Annotated in this window: 20 protein-coding genes; 12 read left to right on the top strand and 8 right to left on the bottom strand. The window is 42.0% G+C overall.

The window, feature by feature from the left end; all coding sequences use genetic code 11:
* Nucleotides 1–117: 117 nt before the first annotated feature.
* The 6 genes from myaer_RS04075 (at nt 118) to myaer_RS21520 (ending at nt 4,142) form a co-directional block, all read left to right on the top strand.
* A complete protein-coding gene (locus myaer_RS04075) occupies nt 118–450 on the top strand; it encodes a hypothetical protein (RefSeq protein ID WP_046661060.1) in 333 nt (110 codons plus the stop codon).
* 150 nt (nt 451–600) lie between these two features.
* Nucleotides 601–792, top strand: a complete 192-nt coding sequence (locus myaer_RS04070; protein ID WP_002742483.1) for a DUF2862 domain-containing protein — start codon at nt 601–603, stop codon at nt 790–792.
* A 22-nt stretch (nt 793–814) separates the two neighbouring features.
* Nucleotides 815–1,891, top strand: a complete 1,077-nt coding sequence (locus myaer_RS04065; RefSeq protein WP_046661059.1) for an ArsA family ATPase — start codon at nt 815–817, stop codon at nt 1,889–1,891.
* Nucleotides 1,892–1,897: 6 nt separating this feature from the next.
* Nucleotides 1,898–2,878 carry a chlorophyll synthase ChlG gene (gene chlG / locus myaer_RS04060; protein WP_046661058.1) on the top strand — a complete coding sequence of 327 codons (981 nt, stop codon included), beginning with the start codon at nt 1,898–1,900 and terminating at the stop codon, nt 2,876–2,878.
* A 276-nt stretch (nt 2,879–3,154) separates the two neighbouring features.
* Entirely contained in the window at nt 3,155–3,883 is a 729-nt protein-coding gene (locus tag myaer_RS04055) for a Bax inhibitor-1 family protein (RefSeq protein ID WP_046661057.1), read from the top strand.
* A gap of 88 nt (nt 3,884–3,971) precedes the next feature.
* Nucleotides 3,972–4,142, top strand: coding sequence for a high light inducible protein (locus tag myaer_RS21520; RefSeq protein WP_002742489.1), 171 nt, complete (start codon nt 3,972–3,974; stop codon nt 4,140–4,142).
* Nucleotides 4,143–4,193: 51 nt separating this feature from the next.
* On the opposite strand, the gene myaer_RS04050 is transcribed toward myaer_RS21520, so the two are convergent.
* Both myaer_RS04050 and acsF read right to left on the bottom strand, forming a co-directional pair.
* Nucleotides 4,194–4,814, bottom strand: coding sequence for a metalloprotease (locus myaer_RS04050; protein ID WP_046661056.1), 621 nt, complete (start codon nt 4,812–4,814; stop codon nt 4,194–4,196).
* A 399-nt stretch (nt 4,815–5,213) separates the two neighbouring features.
* Nucleotides 5,214–6,272 carry a magnesium-protoporphyrin IX monomethyl ester (oxidative) cyclase gene (gene acsF, locus myaer_RS04045; protein ID WP_002776164.1) on the bottom strand — a complete coding sequence of 353 codons (1,059 nt, stop codon included), beginning with the start codon at nt 6,270–6,272 and terminating at the stop codon, nt 5,214–5,216.
* 189 nt (nt 6,273–6,461) lie between these two features.
* Here acsF and rpmF point away from each other — a divergent pair, with 189 nt between their 5' ends.
* From rpmF to myaer_RS04030, 3 genes are all read left to right on the top strand, one after another.
* A complete protein-coding gene (gene rpmF / locus myaer_RS04040) occupies nt 6,462–6,644 on the top strand; it encodes a 50S ribosomal protein L32 (RefSeq protein ID WP_002737202.1) in 183 nt (60 codons plus the stop codon).
* A gap of 136 nt (nt 6,645–6,780) precedes the next feature.
* Complete coding sequence (locus myaer_RS04035) at nt 6,781–7,380, top strand: sulfite oxidase-like oxidoreductase (RefSeq protein WP_046661054.1); 600 nt, start codon at nt 6,781–6,783, stop codon at nt 7,378–7,380.
* 214 nt (nt 7,381–7,594) lie between these two features.
* Nucleotides 7,595–8,065, top strand: a complete 471-nt coding sequence (locus myaer_RS04030; RefSeq protein ID WP_046661052.1) for a hypothetical protein — start codon at nt 7,595–7,597, stop codon at nt 8,063–8,065.
* Between the two features lie 29 nt (nt 8,066–8,094).
* On the opposite strand, the gene myaer_RS04025 is transcribed toward myaer_RS04030, so the two are convergent.
* The 4 genes from myaer_RS04025 to myaer_RS22430 form a co-directional block, all read right to left on the bottom strand.
* A complete protein-coding gene (locus myaer_RS04025) occupies nt 8,095–9,984 on the bottom strand; it encodes an ABC-F family ATP-binding cassette domain-containing protein (protein ID WP_046661051.1) in 1,890 nt (629 codons plus the stop codon).
* A 190-nt stretch (nt 9,985–10,174) separates the two neighbouring features.
* Entirely contained in the window at nt 10,175–11,857 is a 1,683-nt protein-coding gene (groL, locus tag myaer_RS04020; RefSeq protein WP_046661050.1) for a chaperonin GroEL, read from the bottom strand.
* A 563-nt stretch (nt 11,858–12,420) separates the two neighbouring features.
* A complete protein-coding gene (locus myaer_RS21875) occupies nt 12,421–13,056 on the bottom strand; it encodes an SH3 domain-containing protein (protein WP_235614801.1) in 636 nt (211 codons plus the stop codon).
* Nucleotides 13,057–13,147: 91 nt separating this feature from the next.
* On the bottom strand, nt 13,148–14,698 hold the full coding sequence (locus myaer_RS22430; protein ID WP_046661049.1) for a glycoside hydrolase family protein: 1,551 nt from the start codon (nt 14,696–14,698) through the stop codon (nt 13,148–13,150).
* 569 nt (nt 14,699–15,267) lie between these two features.
* Here myaer_RS22430 and myaer_RS04005 point away from each other — a divergent pair.
* The 3 genes from myaer_RS04005 to myaer_RS03995 all read left to right on the top strand — a co-directional run bounded on the left by myaer_RS04005 (nt 15,268) and on the right by myaer_RS03995 (nt 19,583).
* Nucleotides 15,268–16,710 carry a sensor histidine kinase gene (locus myaer_RS04005; RefSeq protein WP_046661048.1) on the top strand — a complete coding sequence of 481 codons (1,443 nt, stop codon included), beginning with the start codon at nt 15,268–15,270 and terminating at the stop codon, nt 16,708–16,710.
* A gap of 89 nt (nt 16,711–16,799) precedes the next feature.
* Entirely contained in the window at nt 16,800–17,897 is a 1,098-nt protein-coding gene (locus myaer_RS04000) for a saccharopine dehydrogenase family protein (RefSeq protein WP_046661047.1), read from the top strand.
* 3 nt (nt 17,898–17,900) lie between these two features.
* Nucleotides 17,901–19,583, top strand: a complete 1,683-nt coding sequence (locus myaer_RS03995) for a mechanosensitive ion channel family protein (RefSeq protein ID WP_046661046.1) — start codon at nt 17,901–17,903, stop codon at nt 19,581–19,583.
* Here the strand turns inward: myaer_RS03995 and myaer_RS03990 are convergent.
* The gene (locus myaer_RS03990; protein ID WP_046661045.1) at nt 19,510–20,013 is read right to left on the bottom strand and encodes a hydrogenase maturation protease; all 504 of its coding nucleotides are present in this window, start codon (nt 20,011–20,013) and stop codon (nt 19,510–19,512) included. The two genes, myaer_RS03995 and myaer_RS03990, sit on opposite strands and share 74 nt — an antisense overlap.
* A 383-nt stretch (nt 20,014–20,396) precedes the next feature.
* Nucleotides 20,397–20,888 carry a GNAT family N-acetyltransferase gene (locus myaer_RS03985; protein ID WP_046661044.1) on the bottom strand — a complete coding sequence of 164 codons (492 nt, stop codon included), beginning with the start codon at nt 20,886–20,888 and terminating at the stop codon, nt 20,397–20,399.
* Between the last annotated feature and the right edge of the window lie 62 nt (nt 20,889–20,950).

The raw sequence follows: 20,950 nt of genomic DNA, 5'->3' as shown, positions 1-20,950 counted from the left end.
CCCCCTTAGTCCCCCCTTAATAAGGGGGGTGCCGATCCCCCCTTAGTCCCCCCTTAATAAGGGGGGTGCCTGACAACTTTTAACACCTACCCACTTAATTTTCTGAGGAGTTAGATTATGAATACTCAAAAAATGTTGCTCAAATCGTCTTTATTCCTAGCTACTATTTTATTAGTCGGGGCTGATTTTAGTCCGCAAGTGTTAGCTCAAAGCTTGAACCCCAGTCAACCGGACTATCAAAAAAATGAACGTAGTTCCGATGGCAGGGATGATCTCGGTGGTTTTAATCCTCTAGACTTGATTCATAATAGTAATTTTCGCCGTAGCCGGGACGGATCGGAATTTCAGGAAGACAGCCTCAATAATATCAACGAAGCGGCCGAGGAGTTTAAACGCAAGCAAAGGGAACAACTGGAAAATCGGCAAAATGCTGCCCCAGAAACCAAATAAAACCTTTTTGCTAGTATATATGATCGCTAAGTGCAGATGATCTGAGAAAGACCGATAACTGAAGAGCATTGGGGGGTTTATCTGACACGAATTTATATTAAACTTAGGATTGGTTTATTGAATTATCGTCTTATTAAAACTGTGGAAGTAATGGAAATCGGGCAAAAAGTCAAGGTCTGTCGCTTAAGAGACCGCGTTAACTCGGATGTAGCGGGTAAATTGGGTAAAGTGGGTGTCATCAAAAATTTTAAGATGACCGATGGCAGCGGTGTTGGTGCTGTTGTCCAGTTCGATGATAAGACCGCTACTTGGTTTTTTGAGGATGAACTCAAACTCATCTAAATACAACGCTTAGGAATTAATTATGTCCTTAATTTTGACCTTTTTGGGCAAGGGGGGCAGCGGTCGCAGTACAATAGCGATCGCTTCGGCAAAGAAAATGGCTGGTCTGGGGTCAAAAGTTCTCTTGATCGGTCAAGATTCCGGCCCTGCTTGGGGATTACTCCTCAAGGCCTCCCCTAGCTCCTCCATTACGGAAATTGCCCCTAATCTCTCGGTTGTGCAGCTTAGTAGTACACAGTTACTAGAAAAAAGTTGGGAAGAAGTCAAGGAATTGGAAAAGCAGTATTTGCGTTCTCCCACCTTGAAAAATGTTTATGGTCAAGAGTTGGGCATTTTACCCGGAATGGATCAAGCTCTAGCTTTAAATTTCCTGCGGGAACAGCATAAAAGCGGAAATTACGATGTCATCATCTACGACGGCAGCGGAGATATCAACAGTCTGCGAATGTTGGGGATTCCCGAGGTGGGTAGCTGGTATTCACGGCGTTTTCGGCAGGTTTTCAGCGATTCCGAGATCGGTCGCACCCTTTCCCCCTTTTTCCAACCGATTGCCGCTGCCGTGCTGAATTTCTCCTTTAATCCCGACGGTTTAGGTCAGAAGGGCGATAATAACATTTTAGACGAGGGGCGCTCCGCTTTAGCCGATCCTCGGCGAGTTTTAGCCTATCTAGTCACCAATGATGATCCAATTGCGATCGCAGAGGCCAAATATCTTTGGGGTGCGGCCCAGCAAATCGGTTTAAATGTGGGGGGAGTGATTTTTAATCGCTGTCAGAGTGCTACGGAGGATTTTGCCCCGCTGCCGGCGGCGATTTTACCGGACCGTCAAGGAGAAGATTGGCAGGAGTTAATCGCCGATTTACCCAACTTTCTCACGGTGCAGCCGCCCAAACCGTTAATAATCGATACGGCAGCCGCTCAGGTCAAGGTTTATTTACCCGGATTCGAGAAAAAACAGGTAAAACTGACGCAATCCGGTCCAGAATTAACCATCGAAGCCGGGGATCAACGGCGTAATATTGATGTACCACCGCCTCTAACCGGACGAGGGGTAAAAGGGGCCAAATTCCAAGACGGTTACTTAATTATTTCTTTTTAAGGGATTATGTCGAACACAGAGATAGAAAACAAGGACGAGCGAGGGGCCAAAACTCGCCAATTATTGGGCATGAAAGGGGCCTCATCGGCAGAAACCTCCCTCTGGAAAATCCGCTTACAATTGATGAAGCCGATCACTTGGATTCCCCTGATTTGGGGGGTTGTCTGTGGGGCTGCTTCATCGGGTAATTATACTTGGTCTTTAGAAGATGTCTTAAAAGCAGCCACCTGTATGTTACTTTCCGGTCCGTTGATGACCGGTTATACCCAAACTTTAAATGATTTTTACGATCGAGAAATCGATGCAATTAATGAACCCTATCGTCCGATTCCTTCGGGGGTGATTTCTATTCGGCAAGTAGTCGGCCAGATTTTGGTTTTATTAGCGGCTGGGTTAGGAATATCTTATCTTCTCGATCGCTGGGCCGGTCATGATTTCCCGATCATGCTCTGTTTAACCCTATTTGGTTCTTTTATTGCCTATATTTATTCAGCGCCACCTTTAAAATTAAAACAAAATGGTTGGCTGGGTAATTATGCCCTCGGTGCTAGTTATATAGCATTACCTTGGTGGGCAGGTCACGCCCTTTTTGGTCAGTTAAATGGGACAATTATGATCCTAACCCTCATCTATAGTCTAGCGGGGTTAGGCATTGCTGTAGTTAACGACTTTAAAAGTGTGGAAGGTGACGAAAAATTAGGCTTAAAATCCTTGCCAGTCATGTTTGGAATTACGACCGCTGCTTGGATTTGTGTGATTATGATCGATGTTTTTCAAGCAGGAATTGCGGGTTATCTGATTAGTATTCATCAGAATCTTTATGCCGCTATTTTACTGTTATTAATTATCCCTCAGATCACTTTCCAAGATATGTATTTTCTGCGGGATCCGCTCAAAAATGATGTCAAATATCAAGCCAGCGCCCAGCCTTTTCTAGTGTTAGGAATGTTGGTGACAGGTTTGGCTTTAGGTCAGGGGATACTCTAGAAGATTGTAATTAATAAAAACAGGAAATATCCAGTTGACGGGCGAGGATCGCCTTGAATCGGTCTTCGGTTTAAGGTAACTTGATCAGTCAAGAGGGGAGAAAACAGTGGCTTCTAGCTCGATCCCTAGTCTTTTCGTTACAATCAAGAGGGAATCGATGCGGGGGAGAAGATTACTTTTTTTTCTTCCCTGCGATTCAGCATTCTTGACGAACTAATCAAGAATAGTTTCTGTTTAACAAGATTGATTGAGACAAGTATCTCGAACCTAGTCACCATGAGTAATACCAGTAATTTTCGTCAAGCTTTACGCGAGGCTAAAAGCCAAGCACTTATCGGCCCTAATGTTATCCCCAAGGCCTTGCCCTATCTCGGTGGCGGTCTAATTTTGACTGCGGTGGGAACCTATGGCGGTTTAGGTGTGATCCAATCCTATCCCCAGATTTTCTTCCCGACTTTCTTTGTCGCCATAGTTGCCGAGATTATTTTATTTTTTGTCGCGCGTAATAGTGCGGAAAGCGGCAATACAGGCACTGCTCTGCCCCTGCTGACTCTCTATAGCCTTCTTTCTGGCTATACTCTCAGTGGAATCGTCTATGTGGCCCTAGGTACTTCCGGTGTCGGTTTGCGAGGTGTAGCAATTGCTGCCCTCGGTTGCGGCCTCGCTTTTGTGTTGGGACGGAATATCGGCTCGAATCTGTCGGAAAAAGATGGTTTAGCCCTGACTCAAACCGTGAGCATCGGTATTCTCGCTCTTTTTATTGTTCTCATTGGTCAGCTAATTTTCTCTATCTTTGGTGGCGGTACTCCCACCTGGTTAGAAATCGCTATTTCTGGCATCGGGGTTTTCTTGTTTGCAGGCTCCGCAGTGGTGGACTTTTACATCTTGCCCCGTACCTACAGAGATGAACAGTATCTCAGTGCTGCTTTATCGATGTATTTGACCTATATCAACCTATTTATCTTTATTCTGCGCCTTTTAATCGCTCTTAACGGTCGGGATTAGGGCAAATAGGGAGGAGTTAGAAATTAGTTACAACCTAACTTCTAACTCCGCTAGAATAGTAAAGAAATGTAAACGGCCTGTAAAGATCATGACTGAACCACAACCGACTCAAACCCCCAAATTAGAAGACCCCAAATTTGGCTTTAATGACTATGCCGAGCGCCTCAACGGTAGGGCTGCTATGATTGGTTTTGTGATCACCCTGTTGATCGAGTATCTCACTGGCCAAGGTCTGTTATCTTGGTTAGGGTTACAGTAGTTTTTTAGGCTTTTTTAGGCATTCTAGGGGAAATACAGCCTTGATTGTTAGCTAACGCATACAAGTTTCATGATTTTCCCCGTAGAATCCTTGTAAGACCGAATCACCTCGCTGTTGTGGTGTCCCGTGGGAGCGATTGGGGGCCTCAAAATCGCCCACTTCCGAGGCCGCTTCCGCTAGAAGTTTTCCCGCTATTATATAATCCTGTTTGGATAAACCTCTCGCTTCGGTAAATAACCAGGAAAGGGTATCTCCTGCTAGACAATCGGCCTGTAATTCAATGCCGATGCTCATTCCACCTTCATCGATGCCACCGATACCCCGATTCCACTGAACAGCGTGAGCAGCCTCGTGAGCGACGGCGTAAAGGGGAAATAGGGGATTATCACTAATGCGAGTAACTTGCTTGAGATTGACATAGACTGTATTATCTACAGTGCAGAAAGCCGCTAGGGAAATTACGCCGCAGGGAGTGGTTATCGGGCCATTGCTTAACAAATACTTAAAATTGATCTGGTGTAATTGAGCCGTATATTCAATTACCGCTTCTAAGGCATCCGTAATATCGTCTGCTTGCGCTCTCTGGGCTAGAGGGGATAAAATCAACAGGGAACTACAAGAAACAGCAGATATCAGGGATAATAAACGTTTACGGCCAGAGTTAGGTTTCATGATACTAACAAAGTCGGGAGTGAGGAAGAAGTTTAATTGATCTGAATTAGCCTAGTGCTATGATCACGATTCTAAAGGCTATATCTAAGACTTCCAGAGAAAATACAGAATTTACGCAGCTTTTGAGCAAAGTTTACAGAATTTCTCGTCAAGGTTGAGGAAATTAATTTGGCACGACTACTTAGGGTCTGCTGAAAAAGTTTTTCGTTGGGGTAGGGTGTAGGGTGTAGGGTGTAGGGTGTAGGGTGTGGGGTGTAGGGTGTGGGGTGTGGGGTGTGGGGTGTAGGGTGTGGGGTGTGGGGTGTGGGGTGTGGGAATTATGAATTATGAATTGGAAATTGGGGAGTTTTTTGCTGTGAACTGATAACTGATAACTGATAACTGATAACTGATAACTGATTAAAGTACCATTTCTCTGGTGGCTTCTGCATCTATGGGTTTAATTAGATACAATCGCAATAGATCCCCGACGATACCTAGCTGTAAGGGTAACTTACGGACTGTTTTTAGCCATTGAGGAGCGCTACTTTCATCGATCGCTTTTAATTGTAAATTACGTTCGGCACAACGGTTTAAACGGGGGAAAAATTGGGGATGGTCCACATTTAAAATGGTGGGAAAAGCGCGAGCGGAGGTATTATTAGTCTGGCGAATTACCTCTTGATCAAAAGCGATCGCATCCATTCCCAAAGCATCATAAAAGTCTGAGCGTTCGCGTACAGTTAAACTATGGGTAGCAAAGACGGAAAGCAGAAAAAAACGACTCCATAATCTCGATCGCCAATTATTCCACAATTGTGGTTTAGCTCGCAGTAAGGTTTTAAAGATATCTCCGTGGCGATTTTCGTCCTGACACCAACTCTCGAAGTAATTAAAGAGAGGATTAAATTTATACTGGGGATGTTCTTGTAAATGACGATAAATGAGGATATAACGCCAATAACCGATTTTTTCGGAGAGATAGACCGTATATAAAACCCATTCAAGGGGGAAAAAGGTGTAGGTACGGGTTTTGGTAATTTTGGCTAGATCGAGGGAAATATTAAAGTCAGCCATGGCTTTATTGAGAAATCCTGCATGACGCGCCTCGTCTCTAGCCATAAGATGAAATATCTCCCCTAACAAGGGATTACGGCTTTTTAGTTGTCGTGACAGTTCCTTAAATAACAAAAAGCCGGAAAATTCGGAGATACAGGAGCGTTCTAGGTAATCTATAAAAGCATTTCTCGTTTTTTCATCGAGATTATCTTGATAGTTCTCAAATTCTTGCTGACGTTCAAAGTGATGCCGGTTATAATCGGTTCGCATCTCCTCTAACATCGCTTTGATTTCGGTTTCTTGCAAAGAAAGGTCAAAATTAGCGGCAGCCTCAAAATCGGTGGTATAAAAACGAGGGGTGAGGATAGTTTCGCGCAGAACAGCTTTTTTCTGGGAGGGAGGTTCGACGGTAGTGACCATGATGGAAATTACTTGACTACATAGCTATATAAGATTTTAAACATAAATAGGTAAGCCAATGATAATTATTAAGTTTTATCAATATTTTGGGCAGTAGTGAGTAGGGGATAAAGACAAGTTGGCGAGCCGATTAGGGAAATAGGGAGTAGAATAGAAAGGTTGTGAGTCTATAACTATCGTTAAAATACTATGGCTTGTCCCAAGAAGAAAACCTCAAATGCCAAGCGCGACCAACGGAGAGCGCACTGGAGAAAGCAAGCGGCTCGGGAAGCGCAAAAAGCCTTATCTTTGGGTAAATCTGTTCTTTCTGGTCGTTCTAACAGCTTTGTCTATCCCACTAAAGAGGAAGAAGAAGGGGGAGACGAGGAATAATATTCCTATCGGTCTTCAGTTACCCGAAAAATTAGGACGGTTTAATGACTTGATGGTGGGGAGTGAGGTATAGAAAACCTTTTCGCTCCCTAATATTTTAAGATTTGTTTAGGGTTTTCGTTGTGAGTCTCAACTAATGTTAGGCAAATTCTTTAAAAAACCAGAATCTCCCGATCAAGACCGAGTTCCTCCGGGCCAATATCTCGCTAGTGGTTTTCCTGTGCTTACCTACGGAGATACTCCCCAAATCAAGACCGAGGAATGGTTATTCAAGGTTTGGGGAAAGGTGGCCACGACTAAAATTTTTAACTGGTCGGATTTTATGGCCCTACCGCAGTCGGAATTTACTAAGGATTTTCACTGTGTCACCCGTTGGTCAAAATTAGATGTGACTTGGACGGGAATTAAGGTATCGGATTTTATGGCCTTAATTGACCTGTTGCCGGAAGCTACCCACGTCATGCAACACTGTTATGGGGGTTATACCACTAACCTCACCCTAGAGGAATTCCTGCACGAAGATAATTTTTTCGCTTTTCAACTGTTTGGTCAACCTTTAACCCCCGACCACGGTGGTCCGCTGCGCTTAGTTGTTCCCCATCTCTACGCTTGGAAAAGTTCTAAATGGATTAATGGCTTAGAATTTCTCGATCGAGAGCAATTGGGTTTCTGGGAACTTAATGGCTACCATCGACGAGGTGATCCCTGGTTAGAGGAACGTTATGGCGGTTTTTGACGATTTTTGTCTTAAAATCGGGTAATATCAGCAAACGGAAGTTACCCCCCCGACAAAAGATCATTCGGGTTTCCTTTTCTTGTACCCATGTAATTGAAGTTTTCTTAAGGTTTATAGGGGTAGAAAGAGTCCCTCTTGACTCTCCCCCGAAGACCAGTTGTAGTGATTGATCACTGATAACTGAAATAACCGACTAATGATATTCGGATTGACCATGAAAAAGAGGATATTGACTTTACTATTAGCTTTGCTTTTAGTTGCTAACATGAATAGCCAAGGGGTTTTAGCAGTGACGATCGATTTTCAATGGTTGGGAAATCAGGGTTATACAGCTAAAGGTTCTTTTAGTTATGATGAAAAAACGGCCCCGACTATCTTTTCAGAAAAAGGTTCGGGAAAAATGCAAGTTTTAGAAGATTTTCAGGTATCTTTTTATGATAACAGTGGTCAAGAGATCGCTAAATACGATAATGTCAGCGAGGGAATTTCCTCAGCTAATTATTTTCAGTTTAATTTTAATACAAAAACCGGTCAAGTTTTTGGCTCGATCGATCTTGGGGGTGAAGGGATGGGGGAAATCTATCTTCAAGGGGTGGTTAACGATAATTTGGCACTCTTGCGGGTGGAGTCGGTAGATCTGATCATGGATGAGGATGATTCACCAGAAATTATCACTCAGTTTTGACTAAATCGATCGGGATAATAGGGATCATCCTAGCCTAATTTTTCCGCTAATTCTAACCAGCGATCGGTTAAAGTATCAATTTTTTGACTCAATTGAGCTAATTCTTCGGTCAGCGCGGTTATTTTGGTAAAATCTTCTAGGGGTTCTCCATAAAGTACCTGTTCAATTTCAGCTTTTTTTGCTTCTAAAATTGGTATTTGTTTTTCGATGTCTTCGTATTCTTTTTTCTCTTTAAAAGAGATTTTTTTATTGACGGGTGAGGGAGAAGCTTTAACAGTTTTTGGGGTGACTTTTTTTTCTTTTGGTTCCTCCTCCTCTTTTTTCTGATCGAGATAAAGGGAATAATTACCCGGATATTGACGGATATTACCCCCAGTTTCAAAGGAAAAAATAGTATCAACTACTCGATCGAGAAAATAGCGATCATGGGAAACAACAATCACACAACCGTTAAAGTCCTCTAAATATTCTTCTAAAATTGCTAAAGTCTGCACATCGAGATCATTGGTGGGTTCATCTAAGATTAAAACATTAGGCGCACTCATCAAAACTCGTAGTAAAAATAAGCGTCTTCTTTCCCCTCCAGAAAGTTTATAAATTGGTGCATACTGTTGATCGGGAGGAAAGAGAAATTTTTCTAACATCTGGGAAGCGGTGATGACGATGCCGTCTAGGGTTTTGACTAATTCGGCCACACTTTTCAGATATTCGATTACTCTTTGATTTTCGTTGATATTGAGATCATCGGATTGTTGATCGAAGTAACCAATATGAATAGTGGAACCGATGTCAACTGTGCCTGAATCGGGGAGAGTTTTCCCGGTAATAATATCCATGAGAGTAGATTTTCCTACCCCATTACTGCCAATAATACCGATGCGATCTTCGGGGGTAAAAATATAGGTAAAATCTTTAATTAAAGTGCGATCTCCGTAAGCTTTCGAGATTTTTTCTACTTCAATAACTTTTTTGCCGATGCGTCTTCCTGCGGTGGCAATATCGACTTTTCCCTCCACCTGTTTAAATTCCTTATTACCCATTGCTTGAATGCGATCGATCCGCGCTTTTTGTTTGGTACTGCGCGCTTTTGGTCCCCGGGATAACCATTCTAATTCCCGTCGTAAAACTCCCGCGTGTTTGCGTTGACTACTGGCGATCGATTCTTCCGCTAAGGCTTTTTTTTCTAGATAATAGGCATAATTACCGGAATAAGTAGATAAGTCTCCCCGATCGATTTCAATGATGCGATTAGTCACTCGATCGAGAAAATAGCGATCATGAGTAATTAATAATAATCCTCCCCGAAAACGGGACAAATAACTCTGTAACCACTCCACGGAAAGCGCGTCTAAATGGTTGGTGGGTTCATCCATCAATAAACAGTCAGGATCGGCTAAAAGTGCGGTAGCGATGGCGATTCTTTTGCGATATCCCCCCGATAAATCTCCCACGCGAGCATTAAAATTATCGATACCCAGTTTACTTAAAATAACTTTAGCATTGGTTTCTAAATCCCAGGCGGCAAGTTTATCAATTTGTTGCGAAACCCTTGACAAACGTTCCATAATAGTATCCAGATTTTCTGGCTCATGGACAAGGCGATCGGACAATTCCTCGTATTCCTTGATTAAAGTCATGCTTTCGCCACTATCGGCGAAAACCTGCTCTAAAACCGTTTTATCGTCGTCTAGATCGGGTTGCTGGGGTAAATAGACGATTTTCATCCCCGAATTGATTTGAATTTCGCCACCATCGATCGATTCTAAACCGGCGATCATTTTCAATAGGGTCGATTTTCCCGATCCATTCGTACCGATCAGGCCGACTTTATCGCGATCATCGAGACTAAAACTCGCATCTTTGAGAATTTCCTTGATACCGAAGTCTTTTTTGAGCGATCGAACCGTCAGCAGTGTCATGATTTCTGGGAATAATCCTTCTTTTCTAGTGTAGTGTCTGGACTAATGCAAAGGATAGATTAAGCAGGTTCTGCTGAAAAAGTTTTTCCCGAGGAAAAAAAACCTGTCCCTAATGCCGACGATAACCAGAAAAGGGACAGATTGGCTCAATTGCATGAGATTATTTTCAAGGGCCAGACGGCATCAGGAATTACATCATACCCATGCCGCCCATGCCACCCATGCCGCCCATGCCACCCATGCCGCCCATGCCGCCCATGCCGCCCATATCGGGGGCTGCGGCTTCTTTAACGGGTTTTTCGACCACGAGGGCTTCGGTAGTTAGGACCATGCCGGCGATAGAAGCGGCGTTTTGAACGGCTGACCGTACCACTTTAGCCGGATCGATAATTCCGGCGGCGATTAAGTCTTCGTACTTGCCGGTGAGGACATTGTAACCGACGCTAAAAGCGGTCTCGCGCACACCTTCCACGATCACATCCCCTTCCACGCCGGCGTTATTGGCTAACTGACGCAGGGGGGCTTCTAGGGCTTTAGCGACGATATCGGCGGCGACTTTTTCCTCATCGTTAGTGAGAGAAGCTTTGAAAGCCTTCACCTTAGAAGCCAGATGAATCAAGGTTGTACCACCGCCCGGGACGATACCTTCTTCCACGGCGGCTTTGGTGGCATTGAGGGCATCTTCGATGCGGAGTTTGCGATCCTTGAGTTCGGTTTCTGTGGCTGCCCCGACTTTAATCACGGCCACACCGCCGGCTAATTTAGCGATGCGTTCCTGTAATTTTTCCTTATCGAATTCGGAATCGGTTTCTTCTAACTGTTTTTTCAGTTGGGCGAGACGTTTCTGCACATCGGCCTTATTGCGGCTGTCCCCGGAGGCGACAATAATTGTATTGTCTTTTTCTAGGGTGATTTTTGCTGCTTGCCCTAGCAGATCGAGGCTAACCGTGTCAAGACTCAAGCCCACTTCTTCGGAAATCAGACGACCGCCGGTGAGGATGGCGATATCTTGTAAAACCGCCTTGCGACGTTCCCCAAAACTGGGGGCTTTGATAGCGACGACATTTAAGACACCCCGGGCCTTGTTGACCACTAGAGTGGCTAAGGCTTCGCCGTCCACATCTTCGGCGATAATTAATAGGGGACGACCTTGACGGGCAACGGCTTCGAGGACGGGGACTAATTCTGCGATCGCACTGATTTTTTTATCGGTAATCAGGATCAGGGGGTTGTCGTACTCGACGATCTGTCTTTCTTGATCGGTGATGAAATAGGGAGAGATATAACCGCGATCAATCTGCATCCCTTCCACTACTTCTAATTCGGTGGTTAGGGATTTCGATTCTTCCACGGTGATTACGCCATCGGTGGTGACTTTTTCCATGGCGGTGGCGATCATTTGTCCCACTTCTTCATCGTTGCCGGAAGAAACGGTGGCCACTTGAGCGATCGCATCTCCAGCGATCGGTTTAGCGACGGCGGCGATTTCTTCCACCAGATAGGCGATGGTTTTGTCTAGTCCGCGTCTTAAAGCGACGGGATTGGCCCCGGCGGTAACGTTTTTCAGACCTTCTTTAATTAAAGCTTGGGCGATGATGGTGGCGGTGGTGGTGCCATCTCCCGCTAAATCTTTGGTTTTTGCCGCTACTTCCTGAATTAATCTCGCCCCGGTGTTTTCGAGGGGATCGGACAATTCGATTTCTTTGGCGACGGTGATGCCGTCATTAACGATCTGGGGGGCGCCGTATTTCTTTTCTAACAAGACATTGCGTCCTTTCGGACCGAGGGTGATTTTTACCGCATCGGCCAAGGCGTTGACACCTTTTTCTAGGGCGCGACGGGATTCATCTTTAAAGGCAATGATTTTGGACATGGTATCGCTGTTGTGATAGGACTCCTTTAGTTAATTTAGCACTCTTAGGGCTTGAGTGCTAAGATGCGGCCGCGGTCATTGAGGGGATAACGATGTTGAGGAGATCAGGGTGTGATGTCCCCACGGCAGACTGAATTGAGTTAAAAAAAATAAAAAAAGACCAAGAGAGCCTTCTAGTTTGACAAAAAAAGGATAACTCCGATTAACCCGATTTCGGGTTAATCGGAATGGCGAGCGCTTGAACTTGAATTTTTTTAACTCGGATGTTCCTGACTCTTGGTTTCGATATTTTTAACTTTTTCTTCTCCTAATTTGTTAGATTTTTTGATAATTTTAAACTATATTAATAATCTAATTCCACAGTTAATGTCGCATTTTTTATTGTCGATACTAACGATATTTAACCGAATAACTGCCATCTTCTTGTTCACTTCAAGGGAAGCTCCACAGGCAACTAAAATAGTTTTTATGACAGTTATAATTGATATTCTGATGACTACTTAGTTTTCAAGTAAGAGCCTCCTTAATGAATTAAAAGAATAATATTGATCTTGTATTTGCTACTAAGGATAAACAGGATTACGCCTATACCAATCAACGTAAGTTGAACTTTTGGGAGAAATATTTTGCATAAATTTTTCCAAGTTTTGACGCTCATTTGTGTTAGTACCTAATCCAAAATCGAGAGAAGATAAAACTGCTCGGCGAATAGTTGGACTTTGACGATCGAGAATGGCAACTAAAAATTTCGGATTTTGATTAGCCCATTGTACAATAACTCCAGCATAATTTTCTTCAACTATTCCATCTATATACGGAGACATTTTAACCAAAGTTTCTGCATCTTTTTGATAACCAATTGCTGCTTTTTTTCCAAGTTTAATTATAGTCGGCAGTCCCAATTCTATAAGTAAATCACGACCTTGATCACAAGAAATTCGAGAAATTTGACTACCAGCTAACCAACCGGCAAGAGGTAATTTAATTTTCAGCCATTTTTGATAACGCTCACTTAATTGTACAGAACTGCCGCTAGGTAAAGTGGCAATAACGTTATTTCCTTGTATTTGAGGAGAGGAACGGATATTCACATAACCATCGCGGGCGGTAACAAAAAATTTTTGACAAGATTCTGCGCTAACAATTGAGTTACCTGTTAGCAATAAAGATAAGAAAAAAATGGTAATTGTGCCTAACATTTATGGTTAGAAAAGTTTTCAATGTACCAATAATTACTAGAGACAATTGAATCATCATTAAACAATTCAATTGCCCCTTGTTAAAGATAGGCTAGGGTTGGGGACAAGTTCCTAAACCCCAATCCACAAAAAAGTCTCGTGGGTCAGTTTCCCGAAGCCAACGAACAAAACGTTGATAATCGCCAATCGTATAAATTCCCACACATCCTGCGGTACCAGGAGACTTCTTGCGGCGATTCCAGTCGATGTGAATTTCAATAGCACTTCTACGGGTTGAATTGGGCTTTTGATAAGTTAAAGGCGTTGACACTGGACCAACTCCAGAATCAGGAAATACAAATTTTCCAGAGTAATCATCTTTGTGTGCAGGACCCCCTGCCCATTTAATATTCTCAATTCGCCATAACCCTTCTGGTAGCGGCTCAAATGATTTAGGTACACTAGCGGTAGCCGTCTTAAAAATCTGTCTCGATGGCGTACCAGAACAGACATTAAGACTGTCTTTCAGTTGTCCATCTTTAAAGTATTCCATTTTTAAAACGAAACAACCAAATTCATCTTTTTTGTTGGTTTTGGTTAATTTAAGATAATTTTTACCCGGACTGGATACGCCGACAGGAGGAGTTACAGGAACTGGATTTCCTTCCCACAGTTTTTTCCAAGTCAGGGGGCCGACTTTGCCATCTGCTTCATTAGCTCCAAAAAATTTGGCTTGGAAAGCTTTAACAGCTTGATCCGTTCCTGAACCAAAGTTGCCGTCAATTTCCCCTTGATAGTAGCCCAAATCTCGCAAACGTACCTGCAATTCCTCAATATCTTGCTTTAAACTGGCGGGAGTATCTTCGTCTGCTCCCATTCCAATTATTAAAAGTTGATTATCCAATGAGGGGGGGGCATCAACTTTTGTGATTGTCGCCAATTCCCTTTTTTGAATTAAGATTCTTTCCCCCGCAGGTACTTGTTTTTCCTGGGGGGCAATGAGGAAATTTTTAGCATTAGGATATTGACGTATGACGGTAATTAAGTCCTCTTTATCTGGGCTTTCTACAGTCAAAATTTCTATAACATCAGAGCCTTTTCGAGCCACAATAATCGTATCATCATTATTTCTGTCTCGATAGCCCTCTAACCAATCAACTTGAGCTTGTAAGGAGGGTTCAGGCTTGTCTAAAGGTTTTCCTTCACTTCCAGATTTTTCAAATAAAGCCTTTTCCTCACGGCGACGATTAGTTAAACCTTCTAAAACAATTTTCACTCCGTTTTGTGTTGCTTTATTCCAAACTAAAAATTGTTCTGCCGCTCCAGTAAAATCACCACTATTAAGTTTTTTCAGTAGGGTACTTCCTTGAAACGCCCCACCACCGACGTTGTAGCAAAAAGAAACTAGAGCATCGAATTGATTCTGATTGAGTCCTACTGTTACTTTTTTGGTAACTAACTCAGCAAAATCGTCAGCTTCTAATTTTAATAAGTCCTCCGCTTCTGCTTCGGTGACAATATCTCGTAACTCCACAGGTTGCCCATTGGGATAACGAATCGTTCCATAACCAATAGTAGGTATTCCCACTGGATCTAAGTAAGCATTGGCACGAAATCCTTCCCATTTTTTAATTAAGTCAAGACAGATTTGCGAAATTTCCATATTTAATTTACCTCTTAATTCTCAGAATTTGCTCACGGCAAAATACAGTCAATAACCGACCCCAACTATTGCTCGACAGTTACCGCCACTCAACTGTTTACCTAGCTTGAAAGCAGCACTTAAATAGGCAAACCAAGGGCCGATGGTTCCTCCCATTGACGTAATGTCAAGGCAAAAGGGTTTGGGATCAAAGATTGGTTAGTTAGGGAAATAATTGGGTAACACTTTTAAGTTATTCAATGATAACTATAGATAAGCAAAAAAAATACTTAAATGTAACAAAAAAATACATAGGTGGGGAAGTGTAATTAAATATCAGACTTATCGAGGTTGAATTGAGACACGAACCCCACAACCGGCATAGGTGATCAACTAAAGATGAAGTATAACCTAACCTGGTATCGACGACCGACTCCCCAAAGCGAAAACTTTGTACCTCACCATTAAGATAACTACCATCAAAACGCGGATATCACTGCCAATAGAGTTCGGTTTTACCGTTATGGAATGAGCATTAACAGGGGTACTATTCTAGGTAAGGAATTTGTATCTAGTCAGTGATGAAGACGATGTTAAAGGGGTCTTTACCGAAATTAAGCGATATTTTCCCGCCGACTGACCATCAGGACCGGGAAACTTTCACCCCCAATGCTTTTTATCCTAATTTATCAGAATGGCTCAAGCGCTCGCAACTGAAAGCGGAAAGTGAGTGGTTCGCAGCGATCGCCGCTTTAGAAAATATCTTATTACAAAACCAAAATAATGCTGCCGCCGGTCGGGGTTTAATTCTCTCCGGTCCGACGGCTTTAGTTAGAGAAAGCAAGGCTTTAACGGGTTTTGAATTTGGTGTTTTCACCGTTAAAGCTTTAAAACATTTACAATGGCTGGGTTTGCAACTGCCTTCTCAGGAAAAATCCGCCGCCGATGTTTCCCCAACAGAGATCCATGAATTGCCCGTCTTGCCAACGGATCCGATTGCTAATGAAAGATTTTGTCTGGTTTTTAGCAAAAGTTTCGCTCTTTTGCTGGTTTTAGGCGAGGATCAGTGGGGTTTGTCCTCTTTTCAATTTTCCTTTGATCCCGTCCTCACTCAGCAAGCTTGGCAGCAGTTGCGGCAACGATTAGTTAATCTGCGTTATCCGCAAATCGAGACTTTAGAGGCAATTATCGAGGCTAATGGCAGTCCCTCGCCGGATTACCGTCTAGTTAGCCAATTTAGCCGCCAATTACTGCAAAATTTACCCAACCAGTCTAATTTAGACCCGAAAAAAACGAAATCGTCTATCAATAGCGAAATCACTCCCCCAGAGGAAGATAATTCTAATTTAGAATCGGGTTGTGATTTGGAATTATTGCGAGCTTTAACCCACGAAATTCGCACCCCTTTAACCACCATTCGCACCATTACCCGATTATTATTAAAACGGGCAAAAGTAACGGAAGATGTGGGAAAATATTTAGAAACAATCGATTTAGAATGTAGTGAACAAATTCAGCGCATGGAATTAATTTTCCGAGCGGCAGAATTGGGGATTAATCCTCTGGGAGATAAACCGATTCAATTAATCCCAATTGCTCTAGAAAAAGTCTTTCAAGATAGTATTCCCCGGTGGCAAAAACAAGCTAAACGGCGCAATGTCAATTTAGAAGTTAATGTACCCAAAAAATTGCCTTCGGTAATTAGCGACCCGAATTTATTGGATCAAATGTTAAATGGAGTCGTGGAAAAATGTACTCGCAGTATGGCTAGTGGTGGCCTGTTACAAGTACATATATCAACGGCAGGAAATCAATTAAAAATGCAGTTCCAAACTCAGGTAAGATCGCCTAATCTTACTCTCAAAGCTTTGGGAAAAGTCTTAATGTTTCAACCAGAAACGGGTAGTTTAAGTCTGAATATGAAGGTAACTAAAAACCTTTTTCAAGCTTTGGGAGGTAAATTTATTGTGCGCGAAAAACCCGAAGAAGGTGAGATTTTAACCATTTTCTTGCCCCTCGGACGCATTAAATAAGTTGGGATTATGCTAAAATTTTCATCTTGGAAAATAGCCAAAATTGCCAAGAAGATGCTATAGTAGGGCAAATATTATTGATAGTTGCCATGGAAAAAACTGTTTTAATTTTAGGTGGCACTGGTCGCATTGGTCAAAGTGTTGCCCTAGATATTATTAATCATACTTCAGCTAAAATTATTATCACCGGACGCAAGGAAAAAGCCATTAAATTACTGCCAAGAATGCAGTTTTTGGCTTTAGATTTAGAAGAAATAGACAAGCTTAGACAGGCGATTAAAAATAGTGATTTAGTCATCCATTGTGCCGGTCCATTTCACTATCGCGATGGCAGGGTAGTAAAAATTTGCATCGAAGAAAAAGTCAATTATATTGATGTTAGTGATCATCGTTCTTTTTATCAAAAGTTAATCCCCTATCGAGAATTAGCGATAAAAGCGGGAATAACTGCCGTGGTTAATACGGGAATTTTTCCAGGTATTTCTAATAGTATAGTGCGGGAGGGAGTCGAACAGTTAGATAGGGTAGAAACGATCCGTTTAAATTATGCCGTAGCCGGTTCAGGAGGTGCGGGATTAACCGTAATGCGGACTACTTTTCTCGGCTTAAAAAAGCCTTTTTTAGCTTGGATTGAGGGACAATGGCAAGAGATTAAACCCTATACTGCTAGAGAAGTAATTGACTTTCCCGCTCCTTTAGGTAAAACTGGTGTTTATTGGTTTGATATGCCAGAAACCTATACTTTTGCTGAATCTTTTCAAGTGCAAAATGTGATCACAAAATTTGGTTCTATTCCCGATTTTTATAATCATTTAACTTGGATTACTGCCCATATTTTCCCCGATGCTTGGGTAGAAAGTTCTCGGGGAATCGAGTTTTTTTCCCAAGTTAGTTATCGCATGACAGAAGTAACCGATAAATTTTCGGGAATTGGGGTAGCAATGTTAGCAAAAGTGACCGGATGGCAAGGGCAGCAAAAAGCAGTTTATCAAGCAACTATGGTCCACGAAAACACTGCTCAAGCAGCTGGCTGGGGAACTGGCAGCGTGGCAGAATTAATCTTAGCGGCAAAACTCGAAAAAGCCGGGATTTATCCCGTGGAACAGGTGTTATCCACAGAACTATTCCATGCTACGATGAAAAAAAGAGGTATTAAACTCGATCGCTCCTGTGCAATTGTGGCTTAGAAGATGAAAAAAATCTGGCGTTACTTAGGGCTGTTTTGTTTAGTTTTGTTACTGACTTTATCCCCCATCTTCATAATAGCAGCCCAGAATAATCCTGCTAAACAGGGACAGGAAACACCCCTGGAAACTTTGGGAGAAGTTTTTCCCGTCATGCTTGATAATCAAGAACTTTTTACTATTCGGCAGGGAATAGGTTCTTTTTCAGCGCAAGAAAGAGCGAAATCGATTACAGCCAGAATTGAAAAAATTGCCGATGACGATGCTCTTTCTCCTGAAGATTTAACTATAAAAATCGATCCTGAAGACAAAAACCCTTCGATTATTTTGGGAGATACGGTTATTGCTACTATTACTTCTAAAGATGCCAAATTACACGCGGTAAGTCAAGAAGTATTGGCCGAACGAGCCTTAGCAAAGATTAAAGCGGCCATTGTCCGTTATCGTCAAGAACGTCAACCAGATAACCTCTTCAAAGATGCAGTTTTGACAGTAAGTGCTACCTTAGCCACGGTCTTAATTTTCTGGGTAATAATTTTTATATCTTCGCGGGTTTTTCCCCAGAGTCAGAGATTAATCACCTCCCTAGTTCCTGGGGTCGTATTCCAAAATTTTGAAATTATTAGTTCCCAGACAATAGGAATTTTTTCCCTAAGAGTTTTGCAATTTATCCGCACTCTGATTATTTTAACTATTCTCTATTTTTATTTAACTTTTGTCCTTCGTCTTTTTCCCTGGACTAGAAAATTTGGTGATGGTTTTCTGCAATACTTTTTTAGTGCTTTGGAAGTTATTTCCCAAGAGATAGCAAAATATTTACCCAATATTTTTATTATACTGATAATTGTTTTTATAACTCACTATCTGTTGAGAGCAATTAAACCATTTTTCACTGCATTGGAAAGAGAAAATTTAGTAATACATGGTTTCTATCCCGATTGGGCAAAACCAACCTATAATTTACTGTCACTGCTGATAATTGCCTTAGCTATAGTCATAGCTTTTCCCTATCTACCCGGATTTAATTCTCCTGCTTTTCAGGGGGTGTCGGTATTTTTAGGGGTACTATTTTCCTTGGGTTCCACCTCTGCTATCGCTAACGTGGTGGGAGGAATTATCCTCATCTATACCCGCTCTTTTCAACTAGGAGATAAAATTTCTATTGGTGATGTTATTGGAGATGTGATTGAAAAAGGATTATTAGTCACCCGTATTCGCACACCGGCTAATAAAATTATCACGATTCCTAATTCATCGCTGTTAAACACCAATGTGATTAACTTTAGCGTCTCTCAACGGGAATTCAAACAGCCTTTAATTTTGCAAACCACAGTCACTCTCGGTTATGATTTACCTTGGCGTAAGGTTCACGCAACCCTGAAAGAAGCAGCCTTAGCAACTAAATTTATTGTCTCAGAACCTGCTCCTTTTGTCTTGCAAACCAGTCTCGATGATTTTTATGTCAGCTATCAGCTAAATGCCTACACTGATCATCCTAGCAAAATGGTGTATATTTATTCTGAATTACATCAAAATATTCAGGATAAATGTAACGAAGTCGGTATCGAAATTATGTCTCCTCACTACAAGGCTCTCCGGGATGGCAATCACAGCACTATTCCTGAAAATTATCTGCCGGAAGATTATCAAAGTCCTGCTTTTGGTATTCAGTCAAATCCTCAGAAGTGATAATTTTCTTAATAGCTTTAATCGCATTTGTCAAGCCCTTTTGAGTTATTGTTGATAATTCTTCACCAAATTCACAGTTAATAGCAGGAATAAATATTCCCCAGGCGCTGGGAGTTTGTTGATAAATTGCTTGAGTTAATGCTAATAAAGAAGCGGGACTTTCTGAATGACCTAAATTATTCCATTCCGTAACTGCCGCTAAATTTTCTATCTGGATATCGGTTTGATTAGATAATACTGCATCAACAAAAATAACTAGGGAAGCATCAGCTATATCGGCTGCTAACTCAGGAGTCAATTGATGGGTAGCGATGACTTGCACATTAGGCAAATTCTCCTCGGCGATAATTTCGGCTATTCTCACTCCCACTCCGTCATCATTTCTTAAAGTATTACCGTAACCGATGAGCAGTATTTTAAAATTATTCATGGTTATAGCAGTTATCTTAATGATGAGGTAGGAAGTTGTCGTTTTAGGGAGTCGGTGGTCGATACCAAATTAGGTTACACTTCATCTTGATGAGAAACGCTGTAAAATGAGTATAGTATATCTGGAATGCCCTCGATACAAAGCTTAACCTAATCGATTTATCTACTTCGATGCTCCGCTACTCCCCTAAACCTTTTAAACAAGATTTAGTATTAGAAGTATGTTGTCTTGGCATTTTGTGTGTTAATTTAGCATAAAGAGTAAGGAATATCCATAAAGACTATCTCTTTTCTCTCACCCAGAAATCATCTCTAGGGGAACCGGAAAATATTGATATTCAATTAAGTCTAGAATTTAGTCTAGCTATGGGGAGAATTGCCTATTTAAGCGATTTTTTTCCCTAAAATGACCACATCAGCCAGAAAATCGTCTAGTTCGGCAATTTGAGGTAAATAACCCCATCGTTGAAAGCCGAATTTTTCAAAGAGACGAATACTGGCTTGATTGTGGGCAAAAATAATACAGATAAGATTAGATATACCCAATTTTGGACAGCAATTCAGAGCATATTCTACTAATAATTTACCGATGCCACGACCTTGATAATCGGGGGCAATATATAAACTAACCTCTGCCGTTTTTTGGTAAGCGACACGACCATAAAACATCTGTAAACTCAGCCAACCCACCACCCGACCTTCGAGTGCTATTACCCAGATGGGATACTGTTCAGGATCGTGCTTTTTAAACCATTCTCGCCGACTTTCGAGGGAAATAGGCTTTAAATCTGCGGTTGCCTTGCGAGTGGGAACAGCAGCATTATAGATATCGATAATTGTTGGTAAATCTGTCTCTTTAGCCTCGCGAATAATCATGGAAGATCAAGTAAAAAGTAACAAAAGACTATTTTTTATTTCCTACAGCGTTTCTGGTCAAG

This window comes from Microcystis aeruginosa NIES-2549 (genome assembly GCF_000981785.2).
Lineage (GTDB): Bacteria > Cyanobacteriota > Cyanobacteriia > Cyanobacteriales > Microcystaceae > Microcystis > Microcystis aeruginosa_C.
Note: the sequence above shows the minus strand (reverse complement) of the source record. Positions and strands in the feature narration are given on the sequence as shown.

Excerpts from the sequence above, each read along its gene's own strand:
- myaer_RS04075 (WP_046661060.1), top strand. The coding sequence starts at position 118 with ATGAATACTCAAAAAATGTTGCTCAAATCGTCTTTATTCCTAGCTACT.
- myaer_RS04070 (WP_002742483.1), top strand. The coding sequence starts at position 601 with ATGGAAATCGGGCAAAAAGTCAAGGTCTGTCGCTTAAGAGACCGCGTT.
- myaer_RS04065 (WP_046661059.1), top strand. The coding sequence starts at position 815 with ATGTCCTTAATTTTGACCTTTTTGGGCAAGGGGGGCAGCGGTCGCAGT.
- chlG (WP_046661058.1), top strand. The coding sequence starts at position 1,898 with ATGTCGAACACAGAGATAGAAAACAAGGACGAGCGAGGGGCCAAAACT.
- myaer_RS04055 (WP_046661057.1), top strand. The coding sequence starts at position 3,155 with ATGAGTAATACCAGTAATTTTCGTCAAGCTTTACGCGAGGCTAAAAGC.
- myaer_RS21520 (WP_002742489.1), top strand. The coding sequence starts at position 3,972 with ATGACTGAACCACAACCGACTCAAACCCCCAAATTAGAAGACCCCAAA.
- myaer_RS04050 (WP_046661056.1), bottom strand. The coding sequence starts at position 4,814 with ATGAAACCTAACTCTGGCCGTAAACGTTTATTATCCCTGATATCTGCT.
- acsF (WP_002776164.1), bottom strand. The coding sequence starts at position 6,272 with ATGGTCACTACCGTCGAACCTCCCTCCCAGAAAAAAGCTGTTCTGCGC.
- rpmF (WP_002737202.1), top strand. The coding sequence starts at position 6,462 with ATGGCTTGTCCCAAGAAGAAAACCTCAAATGCCAAGCGCGACCAACGG.
- myaer_RS04035 (WP_046661054.1), top strand. The coding sequence starts at position 6,781 with ATGTTAGGCAAATTCTTTAAAAAACCAGAATCTCCCGATCAAGACCGA.
- myaer_RS04030 (WP_046661052.1), top strand. The coding sequence starts at position 7,595 with ATGAAAAAGAGGATATTGACTTTACTATTAGCTTTGCTTTTAGTTGCT.
- myaer_RS04025 (WP_046661051.1), bottom strand. The coding sequence starts at position 9,984 with ATGACACTGCTGACGGTTCGATCGCTCAAAAAAGACTTCGGTATCAAG.
- groL (WP_046661050.1), bottom strand. The coding sequence starts at position 11,857 with ATGTCCAAAATCATTGCCTTTAAAGATGAATCCCGTCGCGCCCTAGAA.
- myaer_RS21875 (WP_235614801.1), bottom strand. The coding sequence starts at position 13,056 with ATGTTAGGCACAATTACCATTTTTTTCTTATCTTTATTGCTAACAGGT.
- myaer_RS22430 (WP_046661049.1), bottom strand. The coding sequence starts at position 14,698 with ATGGAAATTTCGCAAATCTGTCTTGACTTAATTAAAAAATGGGAAGGA.
- myaer_RS04005 (WP_046661048.1), top strand. The coding sequence starts at position 15,268 with ATGTTAAAGGGGTCTTTACCGAAATTAAGCGATATTTTCCCGCCGACT.
- myaer_RS04000 (WP_046661047.1), top strand. The coding sequence starts at position 16,800 with ATGGAAAAAACTGTTTTAATTTTAGGTGGCACTGGTCGCATTGGTCAA.
- myaer_RS03995 (WP_046661046.1), top strand. The coding sequence starts at position 17,901 with ATGAAAAAAATCTGGCGTTACTTAGGGCTGTTTTGTTTAGTTTTGTTA.
- myaer_RS03990 (WP_046661045.1), bottom strand. The coding sequence starts at position 20,013 with ATGAATAATTTTAAAATACTGCTCATCGGTTACGGTAATACTTTAAGA.
- myaer_RS03985 (WP_046661044.1), bottom strand. The coding sequence starts at position 20,888 with ATGATTATTCGCGAGGCTAAAGAGACAGATTTACCAACAATTATCGAT.